Source organism: Hyphomicrobiales bacterium, assembly GCA_039989895.1.
In the GTDB taxonomy this organism is placed as follows: domain Bacteria; phylum Pseudomonadota; class Alphaproteobacteria; order Rhizobiales; family JACESI01; genus JACESI01.
Window position 1 is genome coordinate 548403 of record JBDXGY010000006.1, and the last position, 26832, is coordinate 575234.

General features: G+C 47.1%; 29 protein-coding genes and 1 pseudogene. 14 read left to right on the forward strand and 16 right to left on the reverse strand.

From position 1 onward, the window contains the following. Positions 1–24: 24 nt before the first annotated feature. From ABJ081_09160 to ABJ081_09170, 3 genes are read left to right on the forward strand one after another with little or no spacing between them, the layout of a single operon-like run. Positions 25–1050 carry an RluA family pseudouridine synthase gene (locus ABJ081_09160; protein MEP6356840.1) on the forward strand — a complete coding sequence of 342 codons (1026 nt, stop codon included), beginning with the start codon at positions 25–27 and terminating at the stop codon, positions 1048–1050. Next, positions 1047–1739, forward strand: a complete 693-nt coding sequence (locus ABJ081_09165) for an HAD-IA family hydrolase (GenBank protein MEP6356841.1) — start codon at positions 1047–1049, stop codon at positions 1737–1739. The genes ABJ081_09160 and ABJ081_09165 overlap by 4 nt, the downstream gene beginning before the upstream one ends. Then, positions 1736–2530 carry an ATP12 family protein gene (locus ABJ081_09170; GenBank protein MEP6356842.1) on the forward strand — a complete coding sequence of 265 codons (795 nt, stop codon included), beginning with the start codon at positions 1736–1738 and terminating at the stop codon, positions 2528–2530. Before ABJ081_09165 ends, ABJ081_09170 begins: the two co-directional genes overlap by 4 nt. Positions 2531–2561: 31 nt before the next feature. On the opposite strand, the gene ABJ081_09175 is transcribed toward ABJ081_09170, so the two are convergent. Further along, entirely contained in the window at positions 2562–3179 is a 618-nt protein-coding gene (locus tag ABJ081_09175; protein ID MEP6356843.1) for a hypothetical protein, read from the reverse strand. Between the two features lie 461 nt (positions 3180–3640). Here ABJ081_09175 and ABJ081_09180 point away from each other — a divergent pair. Together ABJ081_09180 and ABJ081_09185 are read left to right on the forward strand one after the other, a co-directional pair. Further along, positions 3641–3835, forward strand: a pseudogene (locus ABJ081_09180) (transposase domain-containing protein). A 69-nt stretch (positions 3836–3904) separates the two neighbouring features. After that, positions 3905–4447: a hypothetical protein gene (locus ABJ081_09185; protein MEP6356844.1), complete on the forward strand. Its 543-nt coding sequence runs from the start codon at positions 3905–3907 to the stop codon at positions 4445–4447. Between the two features lie 66 nt (positions 4448–4513). Here the strand turns inward: ABJ081_09185 and ABJ081_09190 are convergent, their stop codons facing one another. The 10 genes from ABJ081_09190 to rpsF form a co-directional block, all read right to left on the reverse strand. Next, the gene (locus tag ABJ081_09190; GenBank protein MEP6356845.1) at positions 4514–5254 is read right to left on the reverse strand and encodes an SDR family NAD(P)-dependent oxidoreductase; all 741 of its coding nucleotides are present in this window, start codon (positions 5252–5254) and stop codon (positions 4514–4516) included. Further along, positions 5254–6705 (reverse strand): amidophosphoribosyltransferase, encoded by a 1452-nt coding sequence (gene purF / locus ABJ081_09195; GenBank protein MEP6356846.1) that lies wholly within the window; start codon positions 6703–6705, stop codon positions 5254–5256. Before purF ends, ABJ081_09190 begins: the two co-directional genes overlap by 1 nt. Positions 6706–6716: 11 nt before the next feature. Next, on the reverse strand, positions 6717–7349 hold the full coding sequence (locus ABJ081_09200; GenBank protein ID MEP6356847.1) for a CvpA family protein: 633 nt from the start codon (positions 7347–7349) through the stop codon (positions 6717–6719). A 151-nt stretch (positions 7350–7500) separates the two neighbouring features. Continuing rightward, positions 7501–8895, reverse strand: a complete 1395-nt coding sequence (gene radA, locus ABJ081_09205; protein MEP6356848.1) for a DNA repair protein RadA — start codon at positions 8893–8895, stop codon at positions 7501–7503. Position 8896: 1 nt separating this feature from the next. Then, positions 8897–10042, reverse strand: coding sequence for an alanine racemase (gene alr / locus ABJ081_09210; protein MEP6356849.1), 1146 nt, complete (start codon positions 10040–10042; stop codon positions 8897–8899). Positions 10043–10074: 32 nt separating this feature from the next. After that, entirely contained in the window at positions 10075–11568 is a 1494-nt protein-coding gene (locus ABJ081_09215) for a replicative DNA helicase (protein MEP6356850.1), read from the reverse strand. 286 nt (positions 11569–11854) lie between these two features. Then, on the reverse strand, positions 11855–12493 hold the full coding sequence (rplI, locus tag ABJ081_09220) for a 50S ribosomal protein L9 (protein ID MEP6356851.1): 639 nt from the start codon (positions 12491–12493) through the stop codon (positions 11855–11857). A 12-nt stretch (positions 12494–12505) separates the two neighbouring features. After that, positions 12506–13453 (reverse strand): hypothetical protein, encoded by a 948-nt coding sequence (locus ABJ081_09225; GenBank protein MEP6356852.1) that lies wholly within the window; start codon positions 13451–13453, stop codon positions 12506–12508. Positions 13454–13566: 113 nt separating this feature from the next. Continuing rightward, positions 13567–13815, reverse strand: a complete 249-nt coding sequence (rpsR, locus tag ABJ081_09230; GenBank protein MEP6356853.1) for a 30S ribosomal protein S18 — start codon at positions 13813–13815, stop codon at positions 13567–13569. An 11-nt stretch (positions 13816–13826) separates the two neighbouring features. Further along, complete coding sequence (rpsF, locus tag ABJ081_09235) at positions 13827–14237, reverse strand: 30S ribosomal protein S6 (protein ID MEP6356854.1); 411 nt, start codon at positions 14235–14237, stop codon at positions 13827–13829. A gap of 353 nt (positions 14238–14590) precedes the next feature. Between rpsF and fabD the strand changes: the two genes are divergently transcribed. The 7 genes from fabD (at position 14591) to gmk (ending at position 21139) form a co-directional block, all read left to right on the forward strand. Further along, a complete protein-coding gene (fabD, locus tag ABJ081_09240; protein ID MEP6356855.1) occupies positions 14591–15532 on the forward strand; it encodes an ACP S-malonyltransferase in 942 nt (313 codons plus the stop codon). A 16-nt stretch (positions 15533–15548) separates the two neighbouring features. Further along, entirely contained in the window at positions 15549–16286 is a 738-nt protein-coding gene (fabG, locus tag ABJ081_09245; protein ID MEP6356856.1) for a 3-oxoacyl-ACP reductase FabG, read from the forward strand. A 220-nt stretch (positions 16287–16506) separates the two neighbouring features. Beyond that, the gene (locus ABJ081_09250; GenBank protein ID MEP6356857.1) at positions 16507–16743 is read left to right on the forward strand and encodes an acyl carrier protein; all 237 of its coding nucleotides are present in this window, start codon (positions 16507–16509) and stop codon (positions 16741–16743) included. Between the two features lie 107 nt (positions 16744–16850). After that, positions 16851–18116: a beta-ketoacyl-ACP synthase II gene (gene fabF / locus ABJ081_09255; GenBank protein MEP6356858.1), complete on the forward strand. Its 1266-nt coding sequence runs from the start codon at positions 16851–16853 to the stop codon at positions 18114–18116. A gap of 167 nt (positions 18117–18283) precedes the next feature. Continuing rightward, complete coding sequence (gene mltG / locus ABJ081_09260; GenBank protein MEP6356859.1) at positions 18284–19474, forward strand: endolytic transglycosylase MltG; 1191 nt, start codon at positions 18284–18286, stop codon at positions 19472–19474. A 76-nt stretch (positions 19475–19550) separates the two neighbouring features. Next, positions 19551–20450, forward strand: coding sequence for a YicC/YloC family endoribonuclease (locus ABJ081_09265; protein ID MEP6356860.1), 900 nt, complete (start codon positions 19551–19553; stop codon positions 20448–20450). 8 nt (positions 20451–20458) lie between these two features. Next, positions 20459–21139 carry a guanylate kinase gene (gene gmk, locus ABJ081_09270; GenBank protein MEP6356861.1) on the forward strand — a complete coding sequence of 227 codons (681 nt, stop codon included), beginning with the start codon at positions 20459–20461 and terminating at the stop codon, positions 21137–21139. A gap of 12 nt (positions 21140–21151) precedes the next feature. Here the strand turns inward: gmk and ABJ081_09275 are convergent, their stop codons facing one another. Beyond that, on the reverse strand, positions 21152–23062 hold the full coding sequence (locus ABJ081_09275) for an ATP-binding cassette domain-containing protein (GenBank protein ID MEP6356862.1): 1911 nt from the start codon (positions 23060–23062) through the stop codon (positions 21152–21154). A gap of 225 nt (positions 23063–23287) precedes the next feature. Between ABJ081_09275 and ABJ081_09280 the strand changes: the two genes are divergently transcribed. Next, on the forward strand, positions 23288–23956 hold the full coding sequence (locus ABJ081_09280; GenBank protein MEP6356863.1) for a glutathione S-transferase family protein: 669 nt from the start codon (positions 23288–23290) through the stop codon (positions 23954–23956). A 95-nt stretch (positions 23957–24051) separates the two neighbouring features. Further along, positions 24052–24474 carry a nucleoside-diphosphate kinase gene (ndk, locus tag ABJ081_09285; protein ID MEP6356864.1) on the forward strand — a complete coding sequence of 141 codons (423 nt, stop codon included), beginning with the start codon at positions 24052–24054 and terminating at the stop codon, positions 24472–24474. A gap of 66 nt (positions 24475–24540) precedes the next feature. Here ndk and ABJ081_09290 read toward each other — a convergent pair whose 3' ends face one another. The 4 genes from ABJ081_09290 to pgsA all read right to left on the reverse strand — a co-directional run bounded on the left by ABJ081_09290 (position 24541) and on the right by pgsA (position 26728). After that, entirely contained in the window at positions 24541–25212 is a 672-nt protein-coding gene (locus ABJ081_09290) for a hypothetical protein (protein ID MEP6356865.1), read from the reverse strand. 186 nt (positions 25213–25398) lie between these two features. Beyond that, on the reverse strand, positions 25399–25866 hold the full coding sequence (locus tag ABJ081_09295; GenBank protein MEP6356866.1) for a molybdenum cofactor biosynthesis protein MoaE: 468 nt from the start codon (positions 25864–25866) through the stop codon (positions 25399–25401). Beyond that, entirely contained in the window at positions 25866–26114 is a 249-nt protein-coding gene (gene moaD, locus ABJ081_09300) for a molybdopterin converting factor subunit 1 (protein ID MEP6356867.1), read from the reverse strand. The genes ABJ081_09295 and moaD overlap by 1 nt, the downstream gene beginning before the upstream one ends. Continuing rightward, positions 26111–26728 carry a CDP-diacylglycerol--glycerol-3-phosphate 3-phosphatidyltransferase gene (pgsA, locus tag ABJ081_09305; protein ID MEP6356868.1) on the reverse strand — a complete coding sequence of 206 codons (618 nt, stop codon included), beginning with the start codon at positions 26726–26728 and terminating at the stop codon, positions 26111–26113. Before pgsA ends, moaD begins: the two co-directional genes overlap by 4 nt. Between the last annotated feature and the right edge of the window lie 104 nt (positions 26729–26832).

The window sequence follows — 26832 nt, forward strand, 5'->3', positions numbered from 1 at the left end:
GATCAGCTGAGATTGAAGGTTCCCATGGCCGCCGTTGAGCAAAAAATAATTGATCCCGATGAAGCAGGAATGCGCATAGATCGCTGGTTTAAGACGCATTATCCCGGCATTGGCTTTGGCCATTTGCAAAAACTGATGCGCTCTGGACAGATAAGAGTGGATGGTGCGCGTGTGAAGACATCCACACGCCTTGCAGCGGGCCAAACCGTGCGCATCCCTCCTGTTGGTTCCAGTGGCGCTGAGAGTGCCGTGGGAGCCCCTGTGACTCACAATACCATGCGCGACAGACATGATGCGGATGTGATCGCTGAAAACACATTGTTTGAAGACGCCAAAGTACTTGTCATCAATAAACCAGCAGGGCTAGCGGTGCAGGGTGGTTCGGGCTTGAACCGTCATGTGGATGGAATGCTCGAATCATATCGTGATCGCAAAGGTCAAAAACCCCGCCTTGTGCATAGGCTTGACCGTGACACATCCGGTGTATTGGTCATTGCTAAAACCCGTCTTGCAGCATCTTATCTGACAAAAGCGTTTCGCGATCGCACGACCAAAAAAGTCTATTGGGCACTGGTGCGCGGTGTGCCACGTCCACCGCAAGGCAGGCTTTCCACTTGGCTTATCAAAGATGAAGATGAGTATGGCGATCAAAAAATGCGCGTCTTAAAGGAAAGAGTGAAAGAAGCAGACCATGCTGTGACGCTTTACTCGGCTATGGAGTGGGTTGGCCAAAATTTGTGCTGGGTTAGCCTTCGTCCTATCACAGGGCGTATGCATCAGCTGCGCGTCCATATGGATTATCTTGGCCATCCGATCATTGGTGACAAAAAATATTTCTCGACTGAAAATTGGGAACTTCCGGGCGGCATTCAGAAAAAACTCCACCTCCATGCCCGCCGCATTATTATTCCGCACCCTGATGGTGGCACGATTGACGTCACGGCACCATTGCCACCACATATGGTGCAAACTTGGAACCTGCTTGGGTTTGATTCGGACACATATGATGCAATCCAAACAGAGACTGTTGAGGCCGAGGATATCGAATGAGCCTTTCAAATGCCCCGCATCTCGTCATATTCGATTGCGATGGAACATTGGTCGATGGCCAGCACCTTGTGATTGCATCGATGAATGAGGCTTTCAAACGTCATGGGTTAGAAGAACCTGATGAGCGGGCAACAAGACGTGTGATTGGACTATCGCTGAAGATTGCTGTGGCGAAGGTATTGGGTAGCGAGCAGGAACATCATGCAGATGAAGTGACGGAGACATTCAAGCAAGCTTTTCACGATCTTCGCGCCAACAAGACGGTTGGCGAACCGTTTTATGATGGCGCTCTAGAGCTTGTGGATGCGCTCTCCAAGCATGATGATGTGCTTTTAGGCATTGCAACGGGTAAAAGCCGGCGCGGGGTTGATATCATGCTGGAACGCACAGGGTGGCACGATACCTTTATCTCCATACAGACCGCAGACAGCGCACCTTCCAAACCGCATCCAGGCATGATTTTGAATGCCTTATCCGATAGCGGGGCTTTGATTGAAAATACAATCATGATCGGTGACACAACCTTTGATATGGAAATGGCCCGTGCAGCAAATGCAAAAGCCTTTGGTGTTGCTTGGGGCTATCACGATGTTAAAAGTCTTGCGGCTGCTGGTGCGCATATGATCGTAGATGATTATGCAGCCCTTGAAAGCGCGTTGAATGCAACATTTATGGATGAGACTTTATGAGTGGGCCTTTCGATATATTCGGTCTTGGCGCTGACCCCGACCACCCTGAAGACAGCCCAGCGCGCAAAGCCCAACGCGCCTCTGGCAAGCCCTTGCCTAAGCGCTTTTATGACAAGGTTGATATCGCGGAAGAAGATGGTGGGTTTTTGTTGCATCTGGATGGTCGACCTGTTCGCACGCCAGCGCGGGAAATTATAAAACTTGATGACAAACCCGTGGCTGAAAAGCTTGTAGAAGAATGGGATGCGCAAGAAGGCGTGGTCAACCCGAAACTCATGCCGCTGACGCGTCTTGTTAATTCTGCGCTCGATGGTGTGTCACAATCGATGGCTGAGGTGGGTGATGAGATTGTACGCTTTTCAGGTACAGACCTTCTTTGTTATAGGGCGGATAATCCAGAACGGCTGGTTGAACTTCAAACATCACAGTGGGGGCCAGTAATCGCATGGGCCGAGCATCGCTATGACTGTCGGTTTAATCTGGCTGTCGGTGTTTTGCACGTTGCGCAGCCTGATGAGACAATCAATGCCATGAACGGGGTTGTCACAGGCTTTGATAGCCCGCTCAGGCTTGCAGCCCTTCATTCCATGACATCATTGATGGGATCTTGCCTGTTGGCGCTTGCTGTCGCGGACAACCATATGAGTGCCGACCATGCATGGAAAATCGCACACCTTGATGAAGATTGGAATATTGAGCAATGGGGCGGCGATCACGATGCAGAAGTGCGACGTGAATATCGTTGGAAGGAAATGAAAGCTGCGGCTTTCCTCGCCGCAGCTGCGCGTTAATTAAGTGGTCCTGGACCTGATTGCTTAACGCTTAAATCGCGATGCCCGTTATTCGAGGAATAATGGATTGGCGCGAGCGCTTATAAACTGTCCAGATATTCTGTAACGCCACAAGGGTGAGTACGCCGGCGATAGAGATCAGGATCGCAATAATCCACAATGTAATGATAAGCTCAAAAGGAACCACATAGCTGAATTCAGGTGCCTTACCCAGAATGAAGGGTGTGACCCATGAAGTGAATGATAGTGAGCCACAGGTCGCCAAGACAATAACGACAGGCAGGCTAGAGTCGATTAAAAGCCGTTTGTTCAGACTTTTCTTTGCTTCTTTCAAAACATAAAAATGGATGAAAAAGCCATTGATGGTGAGAGCAGAGACAATAACCATTTTTGCCCAAAATTTCTCATTGGTGAGAAACTGTGGGTTGGTGTTGACAATTTCCAGTGTCAGCGCTGCACCAGATGCCCAAAGCAATATGAGGCCGAATGTAACAAAGTGTGACAGGCGCTTTATTTCGGTAATTGTACTTTTTTCGAGGGGCCGAAAAATGCCACGCGTTATCATAAGGTAATCAGTATAAAGTGCTCCGCCAAAACCGGCCATTAAACCTACTAAATGCATGATTTTTAAGAAAGTTAAATATTCCATTGGATAAACCCCTATGGTTGTTAAGAGGCTTATTTTTTGCGTATATCGAGCGTAAACGGAAAACACGTTGCCTAATCGTCAGATAGGCAAAGTGAATCAAAACATGGCATTTTCACATAGATATGAATTGTGTGATTGAATTAGCCACAAAGCATAGTCGAATCTGTCGTAATTGTGGTTTTACTATAATAAAATTATAGCAGATTCAGGCTAAATAAGGCGTCCTAAATCAAAGACGGCAAGATTAGCTCAGTTGAAGGTAATAACCACATATTCACAAAGAGATACATCACGACATATATGGTGAGCGTCCGGTTAGCCCCACCTAACGCGATTGCTTTCGACTTGTTAGTGTCCCCTGGTTGATGGTGGACACTTGATGGGGTTGTGATTTTGGCAAAGAAACGGGCACGGCGACCTTGGAGCGCGGAGGAAAAACGTTCAATCTGTTTGCAAACCGCAGAAAAAATTGGATGTTTGCCGGTTCTGAGCGTGGCGGCAAAGCCATGGCAATCGCCTTCACTTTGATTGAGACTGCAAAGCTGAACGGCGTCGACCCTCAAGCTTGGTTGACAAATGTTCTCAGCCGCATTGCAGATCACAAGATCAACCGCATTGACGAACTACTCCCCTGGAATTATCTTGCTGGTGAGTGACCATCTGGGCGCTTACCTCTTATCTACGTAATATTAATATTCAAAATAAATGGCATGAGACGCGAGAGCATGAAAAAAACATTAAACACCGTTGCTGGCGCCGGTTTAGCCGCAATGATGGTAACAAGTGCACAGGCCGGGCCTGTTGAGCATCTTGCTAGCCAAAAACTAGGTGAATTAGTTTGTTATAATGAAGCCAAAACATTTTGCGCTGAAAATCTACGTGGTAATGGCGCGACAGCGGGTGATTTTAAAACGGCGGCTGATCATTCGTTCAATGAGCGCGTTGCAATCCTTGTTCATGGCGGTGATTTGAATACGGTGAAGGCTGCTTTTGATGCGGCGCACAATATGTCTAAGAGGGGTATTGATATTAGATTTGTGACTTTGCCGGATAATGATAATGATCCGAGTGATGCTAAAGTTGAAGTGTTTTCAAACGGTCTTCCCTCAACAACAGCCATTGTTAATAACCCTAAAAATCAGGAGCAATATACCGGAATTGTGAATATTACCGATTTTTTAGCTCTTGATGCCTTCAAGCTTATGAAGATTGAGGAGGAGGAAGAGGCAGAAGCTGAAACTAAGAAGAAATCCCTACCTCAAAATTGAAATCCTGACTAGTCGCCATAACATGAAACATAAAGCGCGTGCCATATATGATCGTTTATTTGTGAACTAAATGTCGACAAAGCATTTCGTTGGGAAATCCCACAAAACACCACTTCTTTGAAGGTCGGCAACTGATAGCTCCACGAGATGCGGTGCAATGTCTGCAGGTGTTTTTAAACTAGAAGGGTCTTCACCTGGTACGGCTTTAGCGCGCATGGCTGTGCGCAGGGGGCCGGGGTTAATGATGATCGTTTTGATGGGCGTTTGTTCTGTTTCCTTGGCATAAGTGACTGCCATGGTTTCAAGCGCTGCTTTGGACATTGAGTAAGCTGCCCAATAAGGTCGCCGTTTGCGGGGCGCACTAGATGAAATGAAAAGCGCGCGCCCACTCATCGATTGACGCAGCAGCGGGTCTAGTGAGCGGATTAATCGCCAGTTAGCGGTGACATTAATTGCCATGACATCATCGAACTCTTTTGGCGACATATGACCAACCGGTGTGATGCTGCCTAAGATCCCAGCATTGGCCAGTAGAATATCGAGTTTACCCCATCGTTCATAAATAGCACCGCCAAGACGATCAATGCCTTCGCCATCTTTGAGGTCAAGTGGCACAAGTGTCGCGTTGCCACCGTCCGCTTTAATTTCATCATCAAGCTCTTCAAGGCCGCCAACTGTGCGGGCCACAGCAATGACATGTGCACCCGCCGCCGCATATGCCTTGGCTGCCGCATATCCAATGCCGCGCGATGCGCCGGTTACAAGCGCAGTCTTACCTTCAAGCTGCCCCTCAATTTGAAGAGTCATCAACCGGCCTCAGATAGTAAAGAGAGTTGGCGCACATTGCTGCCACCTTCGCGATCAGTGAGTGCGGTTGGATATTCGCCAGTAAAGCAGGCATCGCAATATTGCGGCAGATCACCATTACGCTTTGCTTCACCCACGGCACGATAAAGACCGTCGATAGATAAAAAGGAAAGGCTGTCGGTATTAATATAGGTCTGCATCTCTTCAATCGACATGCGAGAGGCGAGAAGCTTACCCTTTTCAGGTGTATCAACGCCATAGTAACATGACGACATAGTAGGGGGGCTTGCAACGCGCATATGAACTTCAGCAGCACCTGCATCGCGCACCATTTGGACAATTTTGACCGAAGTGGTGCCCCGGACGATGGAGTCATCGACGAGTATCACACGCTTACCTTTTAGAACTTGCTTGTTGCCATTGTGTTTCAAACGAACGCCCATATGGCGAACAGAATCAGATGGTTCAATAAAGGTGCGGCCAACATAATGGTTGCGGATGATACCCAGATCGAAAGGAATGCCGGCTTCTTGCGCATAGCCAATGGCCGCCGGTGTGCCTGAATCAGGCACCGGGACAATAACATCCGCATCAACAGCACTTTCGCGGGCAAGCTCCGCACCAATTTGCTTGCGCGCCTCATAGACCGACTGACCACGGAATACTGAATCCGGTCTAGCAAAATATACATATTCAAAGACGCAAAAACGATCGCCGGTTTTGGAGAATGGCTTTAAGCTTTCTAATCCGCTATCCGTGATAACCACCAATTCACCGGGTTCAATCTCGCGAATAAATTGGGCGCCAATAATATCAAGGGCGCAGGTTTCTGAGGCAAGAATATAAGCGCCATCAAGGTCGCCTAAAACAAGGGGGCGAACGCCCATAGGGTCTCGACAACCGATCATTTTATTTTCGCTAATCCCAATCAAGGAATAAGCACCTTCAACCTGCCGCAGCGCATCTACAAAGCGGTCTACTAAGGGGCCGCGAATGGAAGTCGCTATAAGGTGCAAAATGGTTTCTGTATCGGAGGTTGACTGAAAAATGGCCCCTTGAGTTTGCAGTTTCTTTTGTAACGTGAGGGCGTTTGTCAAATTACCGTTGTGGGCGATGGCAAAGCCGCCACCGGCAAATTCGGCGAATAGGGGTTGTATATTGCGCAAGCCCGCTCCACCCGCCGTGGAATAGCGATTATGTCCAATGGCACGAGTTCCCGGCAAGCGATCAATAACGCTCTTCTTAGAAAACGTATCGCCGACAAGGCCGACATGACGCTCAGAAGAAAATTGCTTGCCATCATAGCTAACAATGCCGGACGCTTCTTGCCCACGGTGTTGCAGGGCATGAAGGCCCAATACAGTCAGTGCGGCAGCATCATCGTGACCAAAAATACCAAAAACCCCACATTCTTCATGAAAGGCATCGTCATCATCGTCCGCAGGGAACATATGTTTACTCGCTAATTGTTTGTACTGTCAGGGATGAGGTTTTCTAACGCTTTTTGTTCGCTCTGGCTAATTGGCGAACCATTTTTGTCGTCTGTTTCTGAAGGAGCAGAGCCATCTTCTTTGGATATAATATCTTTGCCTATATCGACGAGGTCTTCAATGTCTTCTGGAAGAACTGCGATCAAAGAGTTGGCCATATTATCAAGGAATGGTTTTGATTTAGATTCAGATATCCATGTGGGCTGTGCTTCTGGTGCCAGCCAATTGAACATGCCAACGGCGACCACAAATAAAAGAACGCCGCGTGCGGCACCAAAAATAAAACCTAAAGTACGATCAAGTGCGCCAATCGATGAGTCGATGATAAAATCGGAAATGCGCATAGTAATAAAACTGACAATAACCAAAGTGACTATAAAGACGATTGCAACTGTCACGATCATCGCGATCGTTTCATTCTCTACATAGTTTCGAACAATAGGTGTTAATGGGTCATCTGTGAGGGCTACTGCAAGAGCTGCCGCTGCCGCTACCATCCATGATCCCACGGAGAGAATCTCACGAGAAAAACCTCTCACCATGGCTAACATAGCTGATAAAAACACCACAACGATGACAACAATATCTAAAAGCGCAAATTGCATCTTATTTCCAACTTGTAGGATGAAATATAATCGGATGAGAACCCGACCTGATCAATATCCGCCTTTCTACAAGTCTTTTGCTCATTTGCACAGACTCCCAATGCTGATGATTTGAAATATCCTAAACAATCTGAGTTTTAAGGGATATTTTCTACCCATCAGTAGTGTCTTTTGGTTTTGAGGCTAATATTTGGGCCACCAACAGCGATAAATTATCAATTGACTTAAAGCTATTGAGTGCTTTTGGCGAGTTTTTTTCACTTAATGTTGGTCCCGTTGCTTGTTTAAAACCAAGTTTTGCCGATTCTTTGAGCCTTGTGGCAACATGAGACACAGGGCGAACGGCACCGGAAAGACTGACCTCACCAAAGTAAACGGCATCTTTGGGAAGAGCAACGCCGGCAAGGGAAGAGGTGAGGGCCGCAGCAATCGCAAGATCAGCTGCAGGTTCATTGATTTTGAGGCCACCTGCAACATTCAAGTAAACATCATGGCTACCAAGACGCACCCCACAGTGGGCGTCGAGTACGGCAAGTACCATGGCAAGGCGCGATGAATCCCAGCCCACGACAGCGCGACGTGGTGTGCCCAGCTGTGAGGGTGCGACCAGTGCCTGCACTTCAACCAAAACCGGACGTGACCCTTCCATGCCAGCAAAAACAGCAGCACCGGGAGCCGAACCGCTACGTTCTCCTAAAAATAACTCTGAAGGATTGGCGACTTCACGCAGGCCCTTACCGGTCATCTCGAAAACACCAATTTCGTCGGTCGGGCCGAAGCGGTTTTTCACCGCGCGTAAAATGCGAAATTGATGTGCGCCTTCGCCTTCAAAATATAAAACAGCGTCGACCATATGCTCTACCACGCGGGGACCTGCAATTTGGCCTTCTTTGGTAACATGTCCAACAAGAACCACTGTGGCTCCTGATTGCTTGGCGTAACGGATCATCGCCTGAGACGACGCGCGCACTTGTGTTACCGTGCCGGGCGCCGACTCCGCCTGATCTGTCCATAATGTTTGGATCGAATCTAGAATAACAAGGCTGGCGTTTTTCTCGTTTTCCAACGTTGCCAGAATATCTTCAACGCTGGTTTCGGCACCAAGTCGCACGGCACTATCAGATAAACCTAGACGCTGGGCGCGAAGCCGCACTTGATCAATCGCCTCCTCACCAGAAATATAAACAACCTTATGCCCCTGATTAGCGAGAGAGCTGGCGGCTTGTAGAAGGATCGTTGACTTGCCGATCCCTGGATCTCCGCCAAGCAGAAGGGCCGAACCTCGAACAAATCCACCGCCTGTTACGCGATCAAGTTCCGGCATATTGGTTTTGGTGCGTGGGGCTTGATCTGTATCTCCATCTAGCGAGTTGAGGGGTATCACACGCCCTTTGCGCATAGGCTTGCCAGGACCACCGCCAACACCAGCAATTTCAAGGTCTTCGACGATCGTGTTCCATTCGTTACAGGACTCGCATTTGCCTTGCCAGCGTGATGAAACAGCGCCGCAATTTTGACAGACAAACCGAGACTTGATTTTAGCCAATTTATTCTCCTAACGGACCATAGAGGCGAGCATAGCGTTTGCCCAGTGAGGTAAGAAATTCATAGTCTATGGTTCCAGCATGACCCGCAAGCTGACTGATCGAAATGTTAGGCCCAAAAAGCTCCACATAATCGCCGCGTTTTACATCAGGAACATCACTCACATCAATGGCAATAAGGTCCATAGAAACGTGGCCCACCAATGGCACTTTATATCCATTGATATAGGCAAAAGCTCCTTTTTTCTTTGTGGTGGAGCCGGATTGACGGATATAGCCATCTGCATATCCGCAGGCAACGGTCGCGATTGTGCGGTCACGATCAACAATTTCAGCGGCGCTGTAGCCAACGCTTTCATGCTCTTTCACATCTCGAATCTGCAAGATTCGCCCCTCCGCTTTCACAACAGGTTTCATGGGATTGCTGCCTGCATGATCCATGAGGGCTGCACCGCCATATAGCGCAATGCCGGGGCGAACTACATCCATATGAAAAGCTGATCCATTGAATATGCCCGCAGAGTTACAAAGCGATCGATCGACATCGGGAAAGAGGGTGCAAATTTCTTGAAAACTTGAGAGCTGACATCCGTTCATCAAAGACCGAGGGCTGCCCCCACAAACGAGATGTGACATCAGTAAAGAGAGATTGAGTTTGGCAATAAGGGCATTATCTTTTGCAAGCTCTCTTGCTTCATCCTCCCGCATACCAAGGCGGTTCATACCGGTATCAATATGTAGGGCTGCGGGGTGACCATCACTGTTATCAGCCCACTCCTTAACTTCGTCTATTGAATTAAGAACTGGCTTTAAATTATTGTTTTTATATAGATTTGAGCAATCAAATAGAAGGCCATTTAAGATGTAAATCGAGGCGTCTATATCCAAGCCTCTGACGCGTATCCCTTCCTCGGGAGTCGCCACAAAATATGTTTTGCAACCCGCATCAGATAATGATTCTACGGCTTTTTCAAGTGTGATGCCATAGGCATCCGCTTTAATCACCGCACCGCATTCCGTTGGATTGTCGCCTTGATTCACGGTGTCGCGCAAGTGGCGCCAGTTATCAGCAAAGGCTTCAAGATCGACTGTTAAGCGTCCGCAAGAAAGAGGGTTCAATGTTGGGTAATCAGACAAATCTACCATCATGTATTATCCCTACATCTTGCCTCAAATGACGCCTAATACTGGTCGGGTAATTGCGATGAATTTGCGAGATCAGAGAAGCGGGTATACTGCGGCGTGAAGGAGAGCGGCACAATACCTGTGGGACCATGCCTTTGTTTGGCAACAATCACCTCAGCGACCCCGCGTGCTTTCTCCATCTTCGTAAACCATTCCGCATAAGATGGGTCATCTTGTGGTGGTTCTTTATTCTGAAGATAATATTCCTCACGATAAATAAACAACACCACATCGGCGTCCTGCTCAATAGAGCCTGATTCTCGAAGGTCGGAGAGTTGCGGGTGTTTGTCGTCGCGACTTTCGACAGCACGTGAAAGCTGGGAGAGGGCGATGATCGGTACTTTCAATTCCTTCGCCAGTGATTTCAAACCGGTGGTGATTTCCGTAATTTCCTGCACCCGATTGCCTGCATTTTTCGAGCTGCCCGACATCAACTGCACATAGTCAACCACCAAAAGATCAAGCCCATGCTGTCGCTTCAAGCGTCTTGCTCGGGTGGAAAGCTGCGCGATGGAAATGCCGCCCGTCTGGTCGATAAACAAGGGCTTCGATTGCATGTCCTGCACGGCAAAGGTGAGCTTGTCATATTCGGCAGGTGAAATCTCTCCTCGGCGAATTTTGCTTGATGAGACTTCCGCCTGTTCAGAAACCACACGTGTTGCCAGCTGTTCCGCTGACATCTCCAATGAGAAGAAGCCAACGCGCCCACCGTTTTTCGGTTTTATTGTCCCATCAGCCTGTACTTCTGGTTCATAGGCGCTTGCGACATTATAGGCGATATTGGTGGCCAGCGATGTTTTGCCCATGCCGGGACGAGCTGCCAAAATGATAAGGTCGGATGATTGTAGACCACCCATGCGGCGATCAAGGTCGCTTAGACCAGTCGCACATCCAGATAACTGTCCATCGCGCTGAAAGGCAGCACCGGCCATTTCAATTGATTCTGTGAGTGCAGACGAAAAATTGACAAAACCGCGTGCCTCACTGCCGGTTTCGGCCAATTCAAACAGTCGTTTCTCTGCTCCTTCGATCTGATCGCGCGGTGTCATCTCAGATGGTGCATCATAGGCCGTATTCACCACTTCTTCGCCCACATCAATGAGTGCGCGTCTGATCGCGAGATCTTGTATAGCGCGACCATAGTCAACAGCATTGATAATGGTGGTGGCTTCACCGGCTAGGCGAGCTAGATATTGAACCAGCGTAATCTCGCCAACTTGTTGTTCTGCCGGCAAAAATGTTTTGATGGTGATTGGATTGGCAATCTTATCCATACGAATAATTTTGCCAGCTTCTTCATAAATCAATTGGTGGATTGGCTCATAAAAGTGCTCGGCCTTGAGAAAATCAGAAACGCGATCATAAGCGCTGTTATTGACCAAAATAGCGCCCAAAAGCGCCTGCTCAACCTCAAGGTTGGCAGGTGATGATCTGAAATCCTGCATTTGCTGCGGGTCATTTGCTGGAGCAAAATTAGGCGCTGTTTCCATTCGTAATTCCTCTAAAGCTGTACCAATTTGATAAACGGTTCGATCGCTTCACAAAAGAGCTTTTTCGAGGAAAATAAATAAATTATTTTTTATGGCGCAAAACGCCTTCTTTGTGGATAAGAGTGGGAAGAAAATGAGGGTCAGGTTTATATTCCTGACTAGGGTCATTTGATAAATTTCGCGATGAATATGCGTTCTCTATCGTCGCTCTGTTTAGCAACAAAACGCAATAAAACCCCGAAGAAAATTCCTTCTTCGGGGTTCATTCAAAGGACTGTGACAGTCGTTATTCTTTTTCACTGTCATCCGCTGTTTCGGCTTCAGCTTCACTGGTCGCATCAGTATCTTCTGCGTCGTCATCATCACTACGAGCGCCTTCTTCGAAGAATTCATCCATTTCACCATCGAAGACTTCAAGGTCAAGCTCGATCTCTTCGCGTTGTGATAGATCCTCACCTGCCGCTTGACGGGTTGCTTCATCAGGAGAACGCGCGATATTGGTTGTTACCGTGATGTCTACTTCTGGGTGAAGTGTAATTGGAACCACATGCATGCCGATTGTTTTAATCGGTTGTTCCATTGTAACTTGTGCGCGGGAAACGCTGTAACCAGCTTCATTTAGTGAATCAGCAATATCGCGTGCAGAGACTGATCCATAAAGTTGGCCTGTTTCACCAGCAGAACGGATAACTGGGAATGTAAAGCCATTGAGTTTTGAGCCAACTTCTTCTGCTTCTTTTTTGCGTTCAAGGTTACGCGCTTCAAGCTCTACACGTTGACCTTCAAACTTTTGTTTGTTGGCTTCTGTAGCGCGAAGGGCTTTGCCTGTTGGCAAAAGAAAATTGCGGGCATAGCCGTCTTTAACGCGGACGATTTCGCCCATCTGTCCGAGTTTTGCGACTCGTTCGAGTAGTATGATTTCCATTGTGTCGTCTCCTTATGGGGTATTTGTTGGTGAGTGTGGATTAGCAAGGCGATAGCGTTGCCGGATTTTGAAAAAATGGTCCGCAATTCCAATGCCGAATACAAGTAAGATCGGAATAGATAAAATTAGGACTGCCATATATAGCGAGGCCAGAAGAACGCCGCGCATTGGTAAATGAGCCGTAGCAACATGCACGGTGTTAAAACCAAGTATGGTAATCGCCATTATAATAGTGCCAAAAAAAGCAGCACCTAGAAAAGAAAGAGGCGGGCTGATTAAACTAAGCAAAACAGCAGCACCAAAAACTGGAATAACAAGATTCGGAAGCTCCGCCATTTTCAGAAAAAAGCTCGGTCTGTTAAAGCGGTCTGATACTTTGGCAATCTTGATGCCCAGCGATAGATTAAGCCACATAACAAGCAACCACGCCATTGGCATGCTGTAAGGTGTAATCTTAACTTGAAACCGGATCGCATTTTCCATTGTTTCGCGAGTTGTTGCATCGAGTTGTTCTAGTGTGGGGGCAAATTCACTAAGGCCGCGCTTGGTGACTTCTTCGGCGTTGAAACCGGAAATCATAAAAGCTAGACCGACAGTCGCGCCGCCAATTAAAACAGCACGCCATAAAATAGTGCTTTCGGGAAACCATTCTTCCGCCTGATCAGGGTCATCTTGGCGTGACAGGCCTGTCAAATGCGCTAGATAAGCGATAGGTAAGCCAAAGAGAACAATAAATAGCAGGCCACCTGTGGGTGTCGCAATAAGGCTCAAGCCCATAAAGGCAACAACTGCTGCTATAAACCCGATTACCGAGCCCCATCCAAGGCTTGCAATTGCGATGGGCAATGGCGAGAGAATCATTAAAGGCAGGGCGAGGGAGGTTCCCGTTAGCCCAGCAGCGAGCAACACCATAGAGGTGGCTCCAGCAACAAGGGCAATGAGGATATTTTGAGGCGTCATAAAAGTGCTGTCCCGCTTGGCGGTTAGAACCGGACAACTCTAGGTTTCCAGCCCAACATGAAATTTGAAAGCGGCGCTCTCATTCGATTGAAAGCGTCGCCGATTTTAGATGTTTATTTAATTACATAAGGCAATAGGCCAAGGAAGCGTGCGCGCTTAATGGCTTTTGCAAGTTCACGTTGTTTCTTTATGGAAACAGCGGTGATGCGGCTTGGTACGATTTTGCCACGTTCAGAAATGTAACGCTGAAGAGTGCGAACATCTTTGTAATCAATCTTCGGTGCATTTGGTCCAGTGAATGGACATGTTTTGCGACGGCGAAAGAAGGGGCGTCGTGATGCCTGTTGTGCGATTTCAACCATATCAATATCTCCTATTCACTGCGCGGTGCGCGGTCGCCACGATCACCACGATCAGGACGGTCACCTCTGGGGCCACCACGGCTTGGGCGGTCGTCACGGTCACGTTTTTGCAACATAACGGATGGGCCTTCTTCATGTTCTTCCACACGCAATGTCTGGAAGCGAAGAATATCCTCATTGATACGCATTTGACGTTCCATTTCCTGCACAGCAGCACTTGGAGCGTCAATGTTCATCAAAGCATAATGCGCTTTGCGGTTTTTATTAATCCGGTAGGTAAGGGACTTAAGACCCCAGTTTTCAGTTTTTGCAACTGATCCACCATTTTCTTCCAACAGGGCTTTAAACTGTTCGATCATCTGATCGACCTGCTGGGCGGACACATCTTGGCGTGCCATAAATATATGTTCGTAGAGAGCCATGCTCTGCCTTTCTGTTTTCATGTCACTCAAGCCGTAAGCGCGAAGCCTCATCAACACCTGTCTGTAATAGAAAGGCAGAATAAGCACCAGTGGAGAGCGGAGACACGGGAAGACGATTTTATCTGAAAATCTACTGTTTCAATGATGCAAAGAATAAAGCATTCACTGAACCAACCTTCCGTTCAGCCCCCAGCTCACAGCTGAGTTCGGCGTTTAATAGCCGTTTTTGTGTGCTTTGCAAGTAAAAACATTGAAAAGATGTGATTTTGGATCAGTTCTGTCATTGCTTGACAAAACATTGTAGTTTAGCAACTCATCGCTATCAAAATAATAAAAGGCGGATATCAACAATTATGACACTTTCACTCACTTTCCCAGGACAAGGCAGTCAGACAATTGGCATGGGTAAAGCACTGGCTGACTCATATCCAGCCGCACGCGCTGTATTTGAAGAAGTTGATGATGCGCTTGGGGAAAAACTATCTGATTTGATGTGGAGTGGTACGCAGGAAGACTTGACCCTAACTAGAAATGCACAGCCTGCTTTAATGGCGGCTAGTCTGGCCGCGATTAAAGTGCTGGAGAACGAAGGTCTTGATATCGCAAGTCAAGTCGCTTGTGTTGCGGGCCATTCTTTGGGCGAATATTCAGCGCTGGCCGCGGTTGGAAGTTTAACTATCTCAGATGCTGCCAAGCTTTTGAGAATTCGCGGCAAGGCAATGCAAGAAGCGGTTCCTGTGGGCGAAGGGGCGATGGCCGTTGTTTTGGGGCTGAACCTTGAAGCTGTTCGTGAAATCGCTGATTTGGCCGCACAAGGTGCAGTATGCGAAGTGGCAAACGATAATTCAGATATTCAAGTCGTTGTCTCTGGCCATAAAGCGGCTGTTGAGCGTGCGATTGATGTTGCAAAATCAAAAGGGGCGAAACGGGCGATGTTGCTGCCTGTGTCAGCGCCGTTCCATTGCCGATTGATGGCACCGGCCGCTGAGGTGATGGCTGAGGCTCTTTCATCGGTGAATGTAAATGCGCCCATTGTACCACTTGTTGCTAATGTGATTGCAGGTCCGGTTACTGATCCTTCCGCTATTAGAAAAAACCTTGTGACTCAGGTGTCTGGTTCTGTGCGTTGGCGTGAATCGATGAAGTGGATGTTAGAAAATGATGTCTCAAAACAGCTGGAAGTTGGGGCAGGTAAGGTGCTAACCGGCCTTATTCGCCGTATGGACAAACAGATTGAGGCGGCAGCTTTTGGTGGGCCTGATGACATTGAAGCTGCAAAAGCGCTTTGGGTATAAAGTTGAAGGATTTTAAATAATGGATTTAACAGGTAAAAATGCACTAATAACCGGCGCATCTGGCGGTATTGGCAAGGCGATTGCTGAAAAACTTTACAGCTTAGGCGCAAGTGTCGCTCTGACAGGGACGAGAGAATCAGTTCTCAACGAGGTTGCAGCAAGTCTTGGTGAGCGCGCGCATCCCATTGTGTGTAATCTTTCTGATAGTGAAGCTCTTAATGGTTTGGTGCCGGCAGCGATTGAAGCAATGGGCAGTGTTGATATTCTGGTCAATAATGCAGGCATCACAAAAGATAATCTTTTCATGCGTATGAAGCAGGAAGAATGGGATGATGTTATCGCCGTTAATCTAACCGCTGCTTTCAAACTATCCAAAGCGGTTCTGCGAGGCATGATGAAAGCACGTCATGGCAGAATTATACAAATCACCTCTGTGGTCGGTGTGACGGGCAATCCAGGGCAAGGCAACTATTGCGCAACAAAAGCGGGCATCATTGGCATGTCAAAATCATTAGCGCAGGAAGTGGCGAGCAGAAACATAACCGTTAATAGTATTGCGCCAGGGTTTATTGAAACTGCGATGACAGATGTGTTGGATGAAAAACAGCATGAAGCCATTATGAATAATGTTCCTGCCGGTCGTCTTGGGCGGCCTGATGAGATTGCTTCAGCGGTTGCATTTCTTGCAAGCGATGAGGCTTCTTACATCACGGGGCAAACGCTGCATGTGAATGGCGGCATGGCTATGATCTAGGTTCCACGCACAATTTTCCACGATCTAGGCATAATAATGCAGCTTAATTGCAAAAATATTACTTCTAGACACGCCAAGGCTTGCGTCTTGAGGCTGTCTGTGGCAAACGCCTTTCAACGATTATCGGTAAGTGCTATCTAGCGCTTCGAATTAAAATAGCGCAAAAGAAGCCGATACAAATGCGCAAATTAAATCTGGCCTTAAATTTAGGAACGACAAAATGAGTGATATTGCAGATCGCGTTAAAAAAATTGTTATCGAGCATCTTGGTGTTGAAGCAGATAAAGTGGCTATTGAAGCTAGCTTTATAGATGATCTTGGTGCGGATAGTTTGGACACTGTTGAGCTTGTCATGGCGTTCGAAGAAGAGTTTGGCGTTGAAATTCCAGACGATGCTGCTGAAACCATTCTGACAGTTGGCGATGCTGTGAAATTCTTGGAATCTGCTTCTGCTTAAGAACGCTATATTTTCATGAATGCCAGCTTTCTTGAATAAAGAGGGCTGGCATTTTGACATCTACAAAATGCTTGTGATTATGGCTAAGATAATAGTGGGTTCTTGATATGCGGCGAGTTGTTATAACTGGTTTGGGTGCTGTAACTCCGTTAGGCGATGGGGTTGAGCACACATGGTCTCGCCTTTTGAATGGCGATAGCGCTGCGGCTCGTATCGAAAAGTTCGATGTAGAGGATTTGGCTTGTAAAATAGCCTGTGAAGTTCCGCGCGGCGATGGCAGCAACGGAACGTTTAACCCTGATACCTACATGTTGCCAAAAGAGCAGCGTAAGATTGATGATTTTATCATCTATGGTCTTGCTGCGGCCAAACAGGCACTCGATGACGCTAATTGGCATCCTCAAAGCTATGAAGATCAATGTGCAACAGGTGTTGTGATTGGTTCGGGTGTTGGTGGTCTTGAGGGTATTGGTGCGGCAGAAGTAACAATGCGCGACAAAGGTCCTCGGCGCATCTCTCCATTCTTTGTGACTGGCCGCCTCATCAATTTAATCAGCGGGTATGTATCCATTAAGCATGGCCTGAAGGGGCCGAATCACTGTGTTGTAACAGCATGTTCTACGGGTGCTCATGCCATTGGAGATGCCTCGCGAATGGTGGCGCTTGGTGATGCGGATGTGATGGTCGCTGGCGGTGCAGAATCAGGCGTTTGCCGACTTGGTATTGCTGGTTTCGTAGCATGTCGCGCGCTATCGTCAGCCTTTAATGATGACCCAAAATCTGGCTCACGCCCTTATGACAAGGACCGCGATGGTTTCGTCATGGGTGATGGTGCTGGTATTGTTGTGGTAGAAGAACTCGAACATGCTCTTGCACGCGGTGCAAAAATTTATGCGGAAATCGTAGGCTATGGCCTGTCTGGAGATGCTCATCATATAACTGCGCCGTCTCACGATGGTGATGGTGCTTATCGTTGTATGATGGCAGCTTGTAACCGAGCCGGTATTTCCCCTAGTGACATTGATTATATCAATGCCCACGGCACATCGACGCCTGTTGGAGACGAGATTGAACTGCGGGCGGTGGAACGACTTGTCGGTGATGGAGCATCATCGCTTTCCATGTCTTCTACAAAATCTGCTATTGGTCACCTGTTAGGTGCTGCCGGTGCTGTTGAGGCTATTTTTACGACACTCGCCATTCGTGATCAAGTCGCTCCACCAACACTTAACCTCGATAATCCATCAGTTGAGAGTCGTATTGATTTGGTTCCTCATGTCAAAAAAGACATGAATATAGACATAGCTCTCTCTAATTCGTTCGGTTTTGGTGGAACAAATGCATCATTGGTGATGAAGCGCTTTACTAAATAGAGTAATATTAATTATCGTAATTTCGACATAATAATGCACATGTTGTGCGGTGTTATGTCCATAAGAATACGCATCAAATCATGGTGTGATTCAAAATGTATATTAGATGTTCCGCTGAGTTTGTGGCGGAATTTTATTAATTACGGCGACACAAAGGTTATTGGATTATGTCTGACGTATCCGATCCATCTGAATATCAAGATAATATTCCCGTTGATGACGTGCCGATCGAGTCTATTGATCTGAAAAGTCCGCGCGAGGCATTGCGTCCGCAAAAGCTACCCAAAGCCCCGAAGCGTTCACGACATGCACGTAATCGTTGGGTTATTATTTTCAATTTTTTCTTCTCTGTTGCAATGCTTGCTTTGGTTGTGCTCGGCGTGGGTTTTTTCTGGGGAAGCAAGGAATATGTTGCCGTAGGGCCACTTGAAAAGACCGTAAAAGTACTCGTACCTCGAGGCTCAAGTACGCGCGATATCGGGGATGCACTTGCCCGTAGCAAAGTGATCAAAAGCCCATTGATTTTTTGGGCAACAGTACGTCTTCAAAAGAAGCAGGGCGAGCTTAAAGCGGGTGAATATATTTTTGAAAAAGGCGCAACCATGCGCGATGTGCTCGCCAAGCTGGTTAAAGGCAAGGCAGTCATTTACAAAGTGACCGTACCAGAAGGATTAACATCTCTACAGATCGTTGAAATCCTGCGTGCAGATAAAATTCTTACAGGCGATATCAATGAAATCCCAGAAGAAGGCTCGCTTTTGCCCAATACATATACTTTTGGGCGCGGCACTAGCCGTATTCAAATAATTAGATTGATGCAGCAGGAACAAATCAAGTCACTCAAAAGAATTTGGGCTAATCGAGTCGATGGGTTACCAGTAAAAACACAAGAAGAATTGGTTATTTTGGCATCAATCGTCGAAAAAGAAACTGCCAAATCTGATGAACGGCCACGGGTCGCTGCAGTCTTTATCAATCGCCTCAGACAAGGCATTAAGCTTCAGTCTGATCCAACGATCATTTATGGATTGTTTGGCGGCGGGGGTAAACCTAAGGACCGTCCTATATATAAATCAGATATAGAAAAGCCGACAGACTACAATACCTATACAATTCCTGCTCTACCACCAGGCCCTATTTCAAATCCTGGTATTGCGGCCATGGAAGCCGTTGCTAATCCTTCGTTCACCGATGAGCTGTATTTCGTTGCTGATGGTACAGGGGGACACGCCTTTGCTAAAACACTTAAAGAACACAATAACAATGTGAGAAATTGGCGACGGATAGAAAAAGAACGTAAAGAGAAAAAGTCAAAAGAAGAAGCGCCAAAAGAAGAATCAACACCTGCACCAAATTAACGCTATTTAATTTGCTGGGCTTTTGCGATACCATTGTCATAATCATGATTATAAATGAATAGGGCCGGGCACTGCGATGAGCTTACAAAGTATGACTGGCTATTCAAGTCAGGACGGCACGATTGAAATAGAATCGACCAGCTTTCAATGGACGTGGAATATTCGTTCGGTCAATGGAAAATCGCTCGATATTCGCCTGCGTCTACCGCCATTCTTGAACGAATTAGATCAAGTGGCACGTCGGATATTTCCTGAAAAACTATCCAGAGGAAACATTCAAGCGAATTTACAGCTTGAAACAACTCGCAATGACGGTGCTTTGAGTGTCAATGAAGAGATACTTGAAGCAGTACTCACTTTATCCAAAAAACTGAGCTTAGAGCATGATGTGCCGCCAATCTCTATGGATGCCCTATTATCAACCCGAGGCGTTCTTGATACGAACAATAGTGATGATGTGCTAGAGGATAAAACAGGTCTGGTTGATGCGGTTTTGAAAGATCTTGATCGGACGCTGGACCTATTGGTGGCATCCAGAGCAAGTGAGGGTGCAGCCCTTCATACGATTCTGGAAGAGACGCTTAATGAGATAGAAAAATTGGTTGTCGCCGCGCGTGATGCTCCTGAGCGGACGGCTTCCAGTATAGGCGCCAAGTTCGAAGAGCAGATAAAACAACTCATGAAGGGTGATCATGAGTTCTCTGAGGAGAGACTTTATCAAGAAGCGCTTATTATGGCCGCAAAAGTTGATATCAAGGAAGAAATCGACCGTCTTGTAGCTCATGTAGCTTCAGCACGAGAGTTACTCGCCAGCAGCGAACCAGTTGGTAGGCGGCTCGATTTTTTGACGCAAGAATTCAATCGCGAGGCAAATACTGTGTGCAGTAAGGCAAATGATATCGCGATCACCAACATCGGGCTTGCCTTAAAAGCGACAATAGAGCAATTTCGCGAGCAGGTTCAAAACGTCGAATAGTAGGTCACATGTCGCCTAAAAAATTAGATGCCAACACAGCTGTTAGACGAGGCTTGATGTTTGTTTTGTCATCGCCGTCGGGCGCTGGAAAATCGACGATAGCTAATCTTTTGCTCAAAGAAGATCGCGAGCTAAAGCTCTCAGTTTCCGCCACCACAAGAGAACGCCGCTCAAGCGAAGTGGATGGGGTACATTATCATTTTTTAAAGCGCGGTGATTTTGACAAAATGGTGGCCCATGACGAGCTTCTTGAATGGGCCGAGGTGCATGGCAACTATTACGGCACACCAAAACGGTTTGTGGAAGATGAGCTTGTCGCGGGTCGCGATGTTTTGTTTGATATTGATGTACAAGGCAGCGATCAATTGCGCGCAAAAATGCCAGATGATATTGCGACAATTTTCATTCTGCCACCTTCTATCGAAGAGATGAAATCACGGTTGAAGCGCCGCGCTGAAGATAGCGATGATGTCATTCGTCGCCGCATGAAGACGGCGGTCGGCGAACTCAAACGCTGGCCGGATTATGATTATCTTGTGGTCAATGAAGACCTTGATGCTGCCTATATGCAGGTGAAAGCTATTCTTAGCGCTGAGCGCCTGCGCCAGAAAAGGCAAGGGGGCAATGCCGAGCTTGCTAAGCAATTGCATGCTGATCTACTGAGAGAAACTGGCGAAGACGGCGCTTGATGCTTTGGGCGCTTATTTTTCGGCGTCTTCCAGCGCAGCACTTGCTTTAAGCCATGCTTCTTCAGCACTGCTCATTTCGCCGACCAGTCTGGCGCGAATTTGATTGAGCTGCCTTGCCTTGTCGGCGTGATCTCGAAATAAATTAGGCAAGGCTAATTTTTCATCGGCCAGTTTAAGTTTTTTCTCTAACAAGGCCATTGTCTTTTCTAACGCGCGCACCTCGGCTTTTAATGGAGCGCGGCTTGCTCGTTTGGCAGCCGATTCTTTGCGTCGCTCCTCTGCCTTTTTAACTTCTCGAGCGGCAGCCTTTTTCTCGGATTTATTAGCATTCGACTTTGATGTCTTGCTGGCCGTTAAAATATAGCTGCGGTATTCGTCAAGGTCGCCCACATAGGGCTTCACGGTGCCATCTGCGACCAGCCATAGCCTGTCGACAGAGGCTTCTAGCAGGCTCCTGTCGTGGCTGATGATGATTACCGCGCCTTCATAGTCATTCAACGCATGGACCAAAGCCTCGCGACTGTCGATATCGAGGTGGTTTGTTGGCTCATCAAGAATAAGCAAATGCGCCCCGTGAAAGGTTGCAAGCCCCAACAGCAGACGAGCTTTCTCACCCCCAGAGAGATCTTTAGCTGGGGTATCCATCTTGGCGCGATCCAAGCCCATTTGCGCCGCACGCGCACGTGCTTGGGCTTCTGTGACACCTTCAGTCGTATCGTCCATCATCGTCTTGACGTGTTCATAGGCGCTCTCATTAGGGCGCAATTCATCAAGCTGGTGTTGTGCGAAATAAGCAACTTCCATCTTGTTTGAACGTTTTATGTGTCCCGTTTCAATCTTAAGACGTCCAGATAAAAGCTTCGCCATCGTTGATTTGCCATTACCGTTCGCGCCCAAAAGACCAACCCGATCTTCAGGGCCAAGCGAGATGCCGATATTGGTCAAAATCGGCTTTTCTGGTTCATAGCCCACAGAACCATTTTCTATATGAATCATGGGAGGAGACATACGCTTTTTCGGGTTTGGGAATTGAAATGGTTTAATGTGATCGTCAACCATCGCCGAAATCGGTTGCATTTTTTCCAGAGCTTTGAGGCGGCTTTGCGCTTGTTTCGCTTTACTGGCTTTGGCCTTGAAGCGATTAACAAAGGCTTCCATGTGCCGGCGCTGGTCATCTTGCTTGGATTTCAGCTTCAACTGTAAGGCCTGCCGTTCACGGCGCTGGCGGTCAAATAGATCGTAATTACCCTTATAGATTGTGAGCTTCATTTGATCCAAATGCACAATCGTATTGACGCAGCGATTCAACAAATCTTTGTCATGACTGATAAGAAAGACAGTGTAGGGATAGCGATTGATATAGTTCTCAAGCCATAGAGTGCCTTCAAGGTCGAGATAGTTTGTCGGCTCATCAAGCAATAGAAGATCTGGTTCTGAGAATAAAACGGCAGCAAGAGCTACCCGCATGCGCCAACCACCTGAAAACTCGGAGCAGGGGCGTTGTTGAGTTATGGCGTCAAAACCAAGACCGTGCAGAATAGCGCCTGCGCGGGATTCTGCGTTATGGGCACCAATATCAACCAGCCGTAATTGTATTTCAGCTATTCGGTCGGGGTCAGTTGTGGTTTCAGATTCTTGCATCAATGATGTGCGTTCAGCATCAGCCGCCAGCACTGTATCAAGCAGCGAGACATCATTACTCGGGGCTTCTTGCGCCACCTGACCAACCCGCGCACCCTTGCGAATAGAAAGGCTTCCTGACTCAGGCGTCAATTCCTCATTCAACAGCTTGAAGAGGGTAGATTTTCCTGTTCCATTGCGCCCAACAAGTCCGGCTTTGGTGCCAGGTGTAATTGCGGCAGTTGCTTGTTCCAACAGGAGGCGACCGCCGATGCGGTAAGTGACGTCATTAATGTGGAGCATTGTTTTAGGGTGAAGACCTATTAATTAAACTGCACTGGTCTTAGACTAGATTGAACGATGGTGCATCCCCTGAATTGTGCTTATTTGGTGGTGTGGAGAAGAATATTTATCACTGTCACGTGAAATTCAAAAAAATGCTTCCATCTGTTTCTTATTAGGATTATCGCTTTGCACATAATCAGCGTGGCATAGCGTATGTTACGCAAAAACAGGAGATGACAGCTCATGTCAATCAAGCTTTACGACCTTTGCGGCGCGGATAAAGATAAGCGTTTTTCACCAACTTGTTGGCGCACGAAAATGAGCCTTGTTCATAAAGGTCTTGATTTTGAATCTACCGGGGTCGCTTTTACCAAAATAGGTGAAACAGTGAAGGGTGATGTGAAAACGCTTCCAACGATCGTTGATGGTGATGAGGAAGTAACGGATTCATTCGATATCGCTGTTTATCTAGAAAAAAAATACCCAGACAGCCCATCACTGTTTGGTGGTGAACAGGGCATAGCCTTAGCTCAATTTGTTCAATCATGGGCAAACACAACGCTGGCACCGGTAATTGTCAGGCTGATTTTAAAGGATATTCACGACACCTTAGCACCGGAAGATCAGGCATATTTTAGAAAAAGCCGCGAGGCCATGTTCAAACAGACATTGGAAGAAGTACAGGCTGGCCGTGATGGTCGTATTGAAGGCTTTCGCGCAGCACTAACGCCGCTTCGAACAATGCTGGTTAAACAACCATTCATCGGCGGTGAAAGCGCTTTATTTGCTGATTACATTGTTTTTGGCAGCTTAAAATGGTTTTCAACCATTGCGCCCTTTGAAGTCTTTGCGGCTGATGACAGCGTGAAGGTGTGGTTTGATCGCATAGATGCTACCTATTCTGGCGTTTAAGCCATAAAAGAAGTGCGTTCGCTCTTGTGATAGAGCGAGCGTAGCGCTATACAGCGCCAACTTATCCCCGACGAATATGAAATAGGAATATCATAATGGCGATTGAACGCACCTTCTCTATGATCAAACCGGACGCAACAGCCCGTAACCTCACTGGTAAAATCACTGCTATGCTCGAAGAAGCAGGCCTGCGCGTTATTGCTTCAAAACGCGTATGGATGTCTTTGAAAGATGCACAAGCTTTTTATGCGGTTCACTCTGAGCGCCCTTTCTTTGGTGAGCTAACAGAATTTATGTCATCAGGCCCAACAGTTGTTCAGGTTCTTGAAGGCGAAAATGCGATTTTGAAAAACCGCGAAGTGATGGGTGCAACCAATCCAGCTGAAGCTGATGAGGGTACAATCCGCAAAACATGTGCGTTATCACTGGGTGAAAACTCTGTGCATGGTTCTGATGCCGCTGAAACAGCAGCTGAAGAAATTGCATTTTGGTTTGCTGAGCGCGAAATTGCCGGTTAATCGACCAATTTAGCAAAACATCCTGACATGATAATGGCTTGCCTTATAAGAAAGGCAGGCCATTTTTTATGATGTTTGTTCTTGGTTTTGGATGGTTTTAAAAAGCAAAGCCAATAGACATGTTAGCAGAAAAAAGAATGATGAAGTCATTTCAAGGCTTTCTTCAAGCAACCTCAGTAACGGACGATTGTTTCCGTGAAAATCTGCCATAAACGGCAAAACTCGGGCCATTGAATCAAGTAATTTTCCTAACGCCAATGTGCCTAATCCCATAAAGATGGATAAAGCCATCGGTTGAAATTTCAAAACATTTGATATCCATGATGGAATGTGGCGGATGAATTGAACAAGAGTGAAAACCAAGACCAGTATAAATAACAACCCCAAGATTTTTTCATAAAATGGTGCGGCGTCACCACTATAAAATCTAAGCTTAAAAATTGAATCGGTTGTCCAAGCCCTGTGTAAATCCATTTCACGCATGGATGCAGCGGCCATTAAGAAGCCGAAATAGAGCCATATTTTGGCGCGTATTCTAAAGAACAGGATGAAAGCCAATAATGCCACAAGACCAAAGATGATAGCAGTTGTGCTTTCAATAATTCCGCCCTCATGAGCAAATTTATCCCATGCTTCTGGTGGGAAATTTACAAGCATGTAGCCGATGCTACCAAGCAGTGCAGTGATAACAATGACGAAATAGATGATGGAAAAAAACCTCATCAATTTTTTTAACATTTATCCCCATGACGAAAGATATCATAATAAACTTTATCCACAGATGGACTTAGCCATTAGATTTAAAGTCTCAAGATGCTAGGTTTTGGATTGCCTGATGATAAAATGTTATGAGCTGTTAATTGCTAGGTTTATTGAGAGTTTTGGCATAATGCTTTTATGCCGATTTATATTACTTGGGCTAAATTATTTTTGCGTCCAGCGGTGAAGCGCGTCGTCGTCGGCTTCTTTTGCATCAACCCATGTGCCGCTTGAGCCATCTGCATGATGCTCTTTTTTCCAAAAAGGTGCGCGAGTTTTCAAAAAATCCATAATGAATTCAGCCGCTTCAAAAGCCGCCTTGCGATGGCGTGAACTGGCGGCAACAAGGACAATAGGCCCGCCTGGTTCCATCTTCCCATAGCGATGAATGGCGGTGATAGCATCAAGCGGCCAACGTTCGGCTGCATCACGGGCAATTTTAGTGATCTCAGCCTCAGCCATGCCGGGATAATGATCAAGCTCCAGCGCGGAAAGAGCGCCTTGCTCATCGCGACAATAACCAGTGAAAGTCACAAGCGCACCCACATTAGGGTGGTCGTGACCAGTCATGCGTTCGCTCTCAGCATTGATATCAAAAGGGGCAGACTGAATGCGAACATCAATATCAGTCATCAGCCACCTGTCATCGGCGGAAAGATTGCGATTTCTTGCGCATCTGTAATGAGCGTGTCGTGATCGACATGTTCTTGATTGATAGCAGCGCGCAAGGCATGGGCCTGCTCGAATATGGCATAATTATCACCTCGTTCGGGCAACCATGCGAGTAAATCAGCAATTGTTTTGATGGTCGCAGGCAAATCGACGTTTTCTTCGTCAATACCCACTTGTTCGCGCACCCATGCAAAATAAATAAGCTTCATGCGTCATCCTCTAAAAGATGGCGCAGACCAGCACGAAAATAATCATAACCGGTAATCAGCGTGACGATTGCGGCAATCCACAAAAGAGCGATCCCTGCATCAACATAAATTGGGCCAAGGGCCGGGCCGATGAGGAGGACCGCCAAAGCGGTCATCTGTATGGCTGTTTTCCATTTGGCTAGATTGGATACCGGCACGCTAACTTGAAGGGATGCAAGAAACTCACGAAGACCGGACACCGCTATTTCTCTGAATAAAATAATTACCGCTGCCCAAACAGACCATGAGGTAATTACGCCAAAGGCACACAATCCCAACAGGGAGGCAGCGATAAGCAATTTGTCTGCGATAGGATCAAGCATACGCCCCAAAGCTGATTGCTGGGACCAAGCACGAGCTAGATATCCATCAAGAAAATCGGTAATCGAGGCGACAACGAATAAGCTGAATGCCACCCAATTGCTGAAAGGTCCATCGAAATAAAAGCAGGCAATAACTGCGGGCACGGCGACAATTCGCCCATAGGTCAACAAATTTGGCAAGCTGAGCGTGAGTGATCTCTCACGTGCCTTCTGCTTGGCTTTTTCGCTATTTGATATCTGAGATGTTGTCATTTGAGGAAATGACCAAATAAGCTAGGCAATTGCAAGGCCTGATATGATCTTTTGGTGAATCTGATTATGATAAGGCCCTTGAGGGGAAAATTTAGTCTAAATAT

Bases quoted from the DNA above. Each gene is read 5' to 3' on its own strand.
- ABJ081_09160 (MEP6356840.1), top strand. From the start codon at position 25: ATGGCCGCCGTTGAGCAAAAAATAATTGATCCCGATGAAGCAGGAATG.
- ABJ081_09165 (MEP6356841.1), top strand. From the start codon at position 1,047: ATGAGCCTTTCAAATGCCCCGCATCTCGTCATATTCGATTGCGATGGA.
- ABJ081_09170 (MEP6356842.1), top strand. From the start codon at position 1,736: ATGAGTGGGCCTTTCGATATATTCGGTCTTGGCGCTGACCCCGACCAC.
- ABJ081_09175 (MEP6356843.1), bottom strand. From the start codon at position 3,179: ATGGAATATTTAACTTTCTTAAAAATCATGCATTTAGTAGGTTTAATG.
- ABJ081_09185 (MEP6356844.1), top strand. From the start codon at position 3,905: ATGAAAAAAACATTAAACACCGTTGCTGGCGCCGGTTTAGCCGCAATG.
- ABJ081_09190 (MEP6356845.1), bottom strand. From the start codon at position 5,254: ATGACTCTTCAAATTGAGGGGCAGCTTGAAGGTAAGACTGCGCTTGTA.
- purF (MEP6356846.1), bottom strand. From the start codon at position 6,705: ATGTTCCCTGCGGACGATGATGACGATGCCTTTCATGAAGAATGTGGG.
- ABJ081_09200 (MEP6356847.1), bottom strand. From the start codon at position 7,349: ATGCAATTTGCGCTTTTAGATATTGTTGTCATCGTTGTGGTGTTTTTA.
- alr (MEP6356849.1), bottom strand. From the start codon at position 10,042: ATGATGGTAGATTTGTCTGATTACCCAACATTGAACCCTCTTTCTTGC.
- ABJ081_09215 (MEP6356850.1), bottom strand. From the start codon at position 11,568: ATGGAAACAGCGCCTAATTTTGCTCCAGCAAATGACCCGCAGCAAATG.
- rplI (MEP6356851.1), bottom strand. From the start codon at position 12,493: ATGGAAATCATACTACTCGAACGAGTCGCAAAACTCGGACAGATGGGC.
- ABJ081_09225 (MEP6356852.1), bottom strand. From the start codon at position 13,453: ATGACGCCTCAAAATATCCTCATTGCCCTTGTTGCTGGAGCCACCTCT.
- rpsR (MEP6356853.1), bottom strand. From the start codon at position 13,815: ATGGTTGAAATCGCACAACAGGCATCACGACGCCCCTTCTTTCGCCGT.
- rpsF (MEP6356854.1), bottom strand. From the start codon at position 14,237: ATGGCTCTCTACGAACATATATTTATGGCACGCCAAGATGTGTCCGCC.
- fabD (MEP6356855.1), top strand. From the start codon at position 14,591: ATGACACTTTCACTCACTTTCCCAGGACAAGGCAGTCAGACAATTGGC.
- ABJ081_09250 (MEP6356857.1), top strand. From the start codon at position 16,507: ATGAGTGATATTGCAGATCGCGTTAAAAAAATTGTTATCGAGCATCTT.
- fabF (MEP6356858.1), top strand. From the start codon at position 16,851: ATGCGGCGAGTTGTTATAACTGGTTTGGGTGCTGTAACTCCGTTAGGC.
- mltG (MEP6356859.1), top strand. From the start codon at position 18,284: ATGTCTGACGTATCCGATCCATCTGAATATCAAGATAATATTCCCGTT.
- ABJ081_09265 (MEP6356860.1), top strand. From the start codon at position 19,551: ATGAGCTTACAAAGTATGACTGGCTATTCAAGTCAGGACGGCACGATT.
- gmk (MEP6356861.1), top strand. From the start codon at position 20,459: ATGTCGCCTAAAAAATTAGATGCCAACACAGCTGTTAGACGAGGCTTG.
- ABJ081_09275 (MEP6356862.1), bottom strand. From the start codon at position 23,062: ATGCTCCACATTAATGACGTCACTTACCGCATCGGCGGTCGCCTCCTG.
- ABJ081_09280 (MEP6356863.1), top strand. From the start codon at position 23,288: ATGTCAATCAAGCTTTACGACCTTTGCGGCGCGGATAAAGATAAGCGT.
- ndk (MEP6356864.1), top strand. From the start codon at position 24,052: ATGGCGATTGAACGCACCTTCTCTATGATCAAACCGGACGCAACAGCC.
- ABJ081_09290 (MEP6356865.1), bottom strand. From the start codon at position 25,212: ATGTTAAAAAAATTGATGAGGTTTTTTTCCATCATCTATTTCGTCATT.
- ABJ081_09295 (MEP6356866.1), bottom strand. From the start codon at position 25,866: ATGACTGATATTGATGTTCGCATTCAGTCTGCCCCTTTTGATATCAAT.
- moaD (MEP6356867.1), bottom strand. From the start codon at position 26,114: ATGAAGCTTATTTATTTTGCATGGGTGCGCGAACAAGTGGGTATTGAC.
- pgsA (MEP6356868.1), bottom strand. From the start codon at position 26,728: ATGACAACATCTCAGATATCAAATAGCGAAAAAGCCAAGCAGAAGGCA.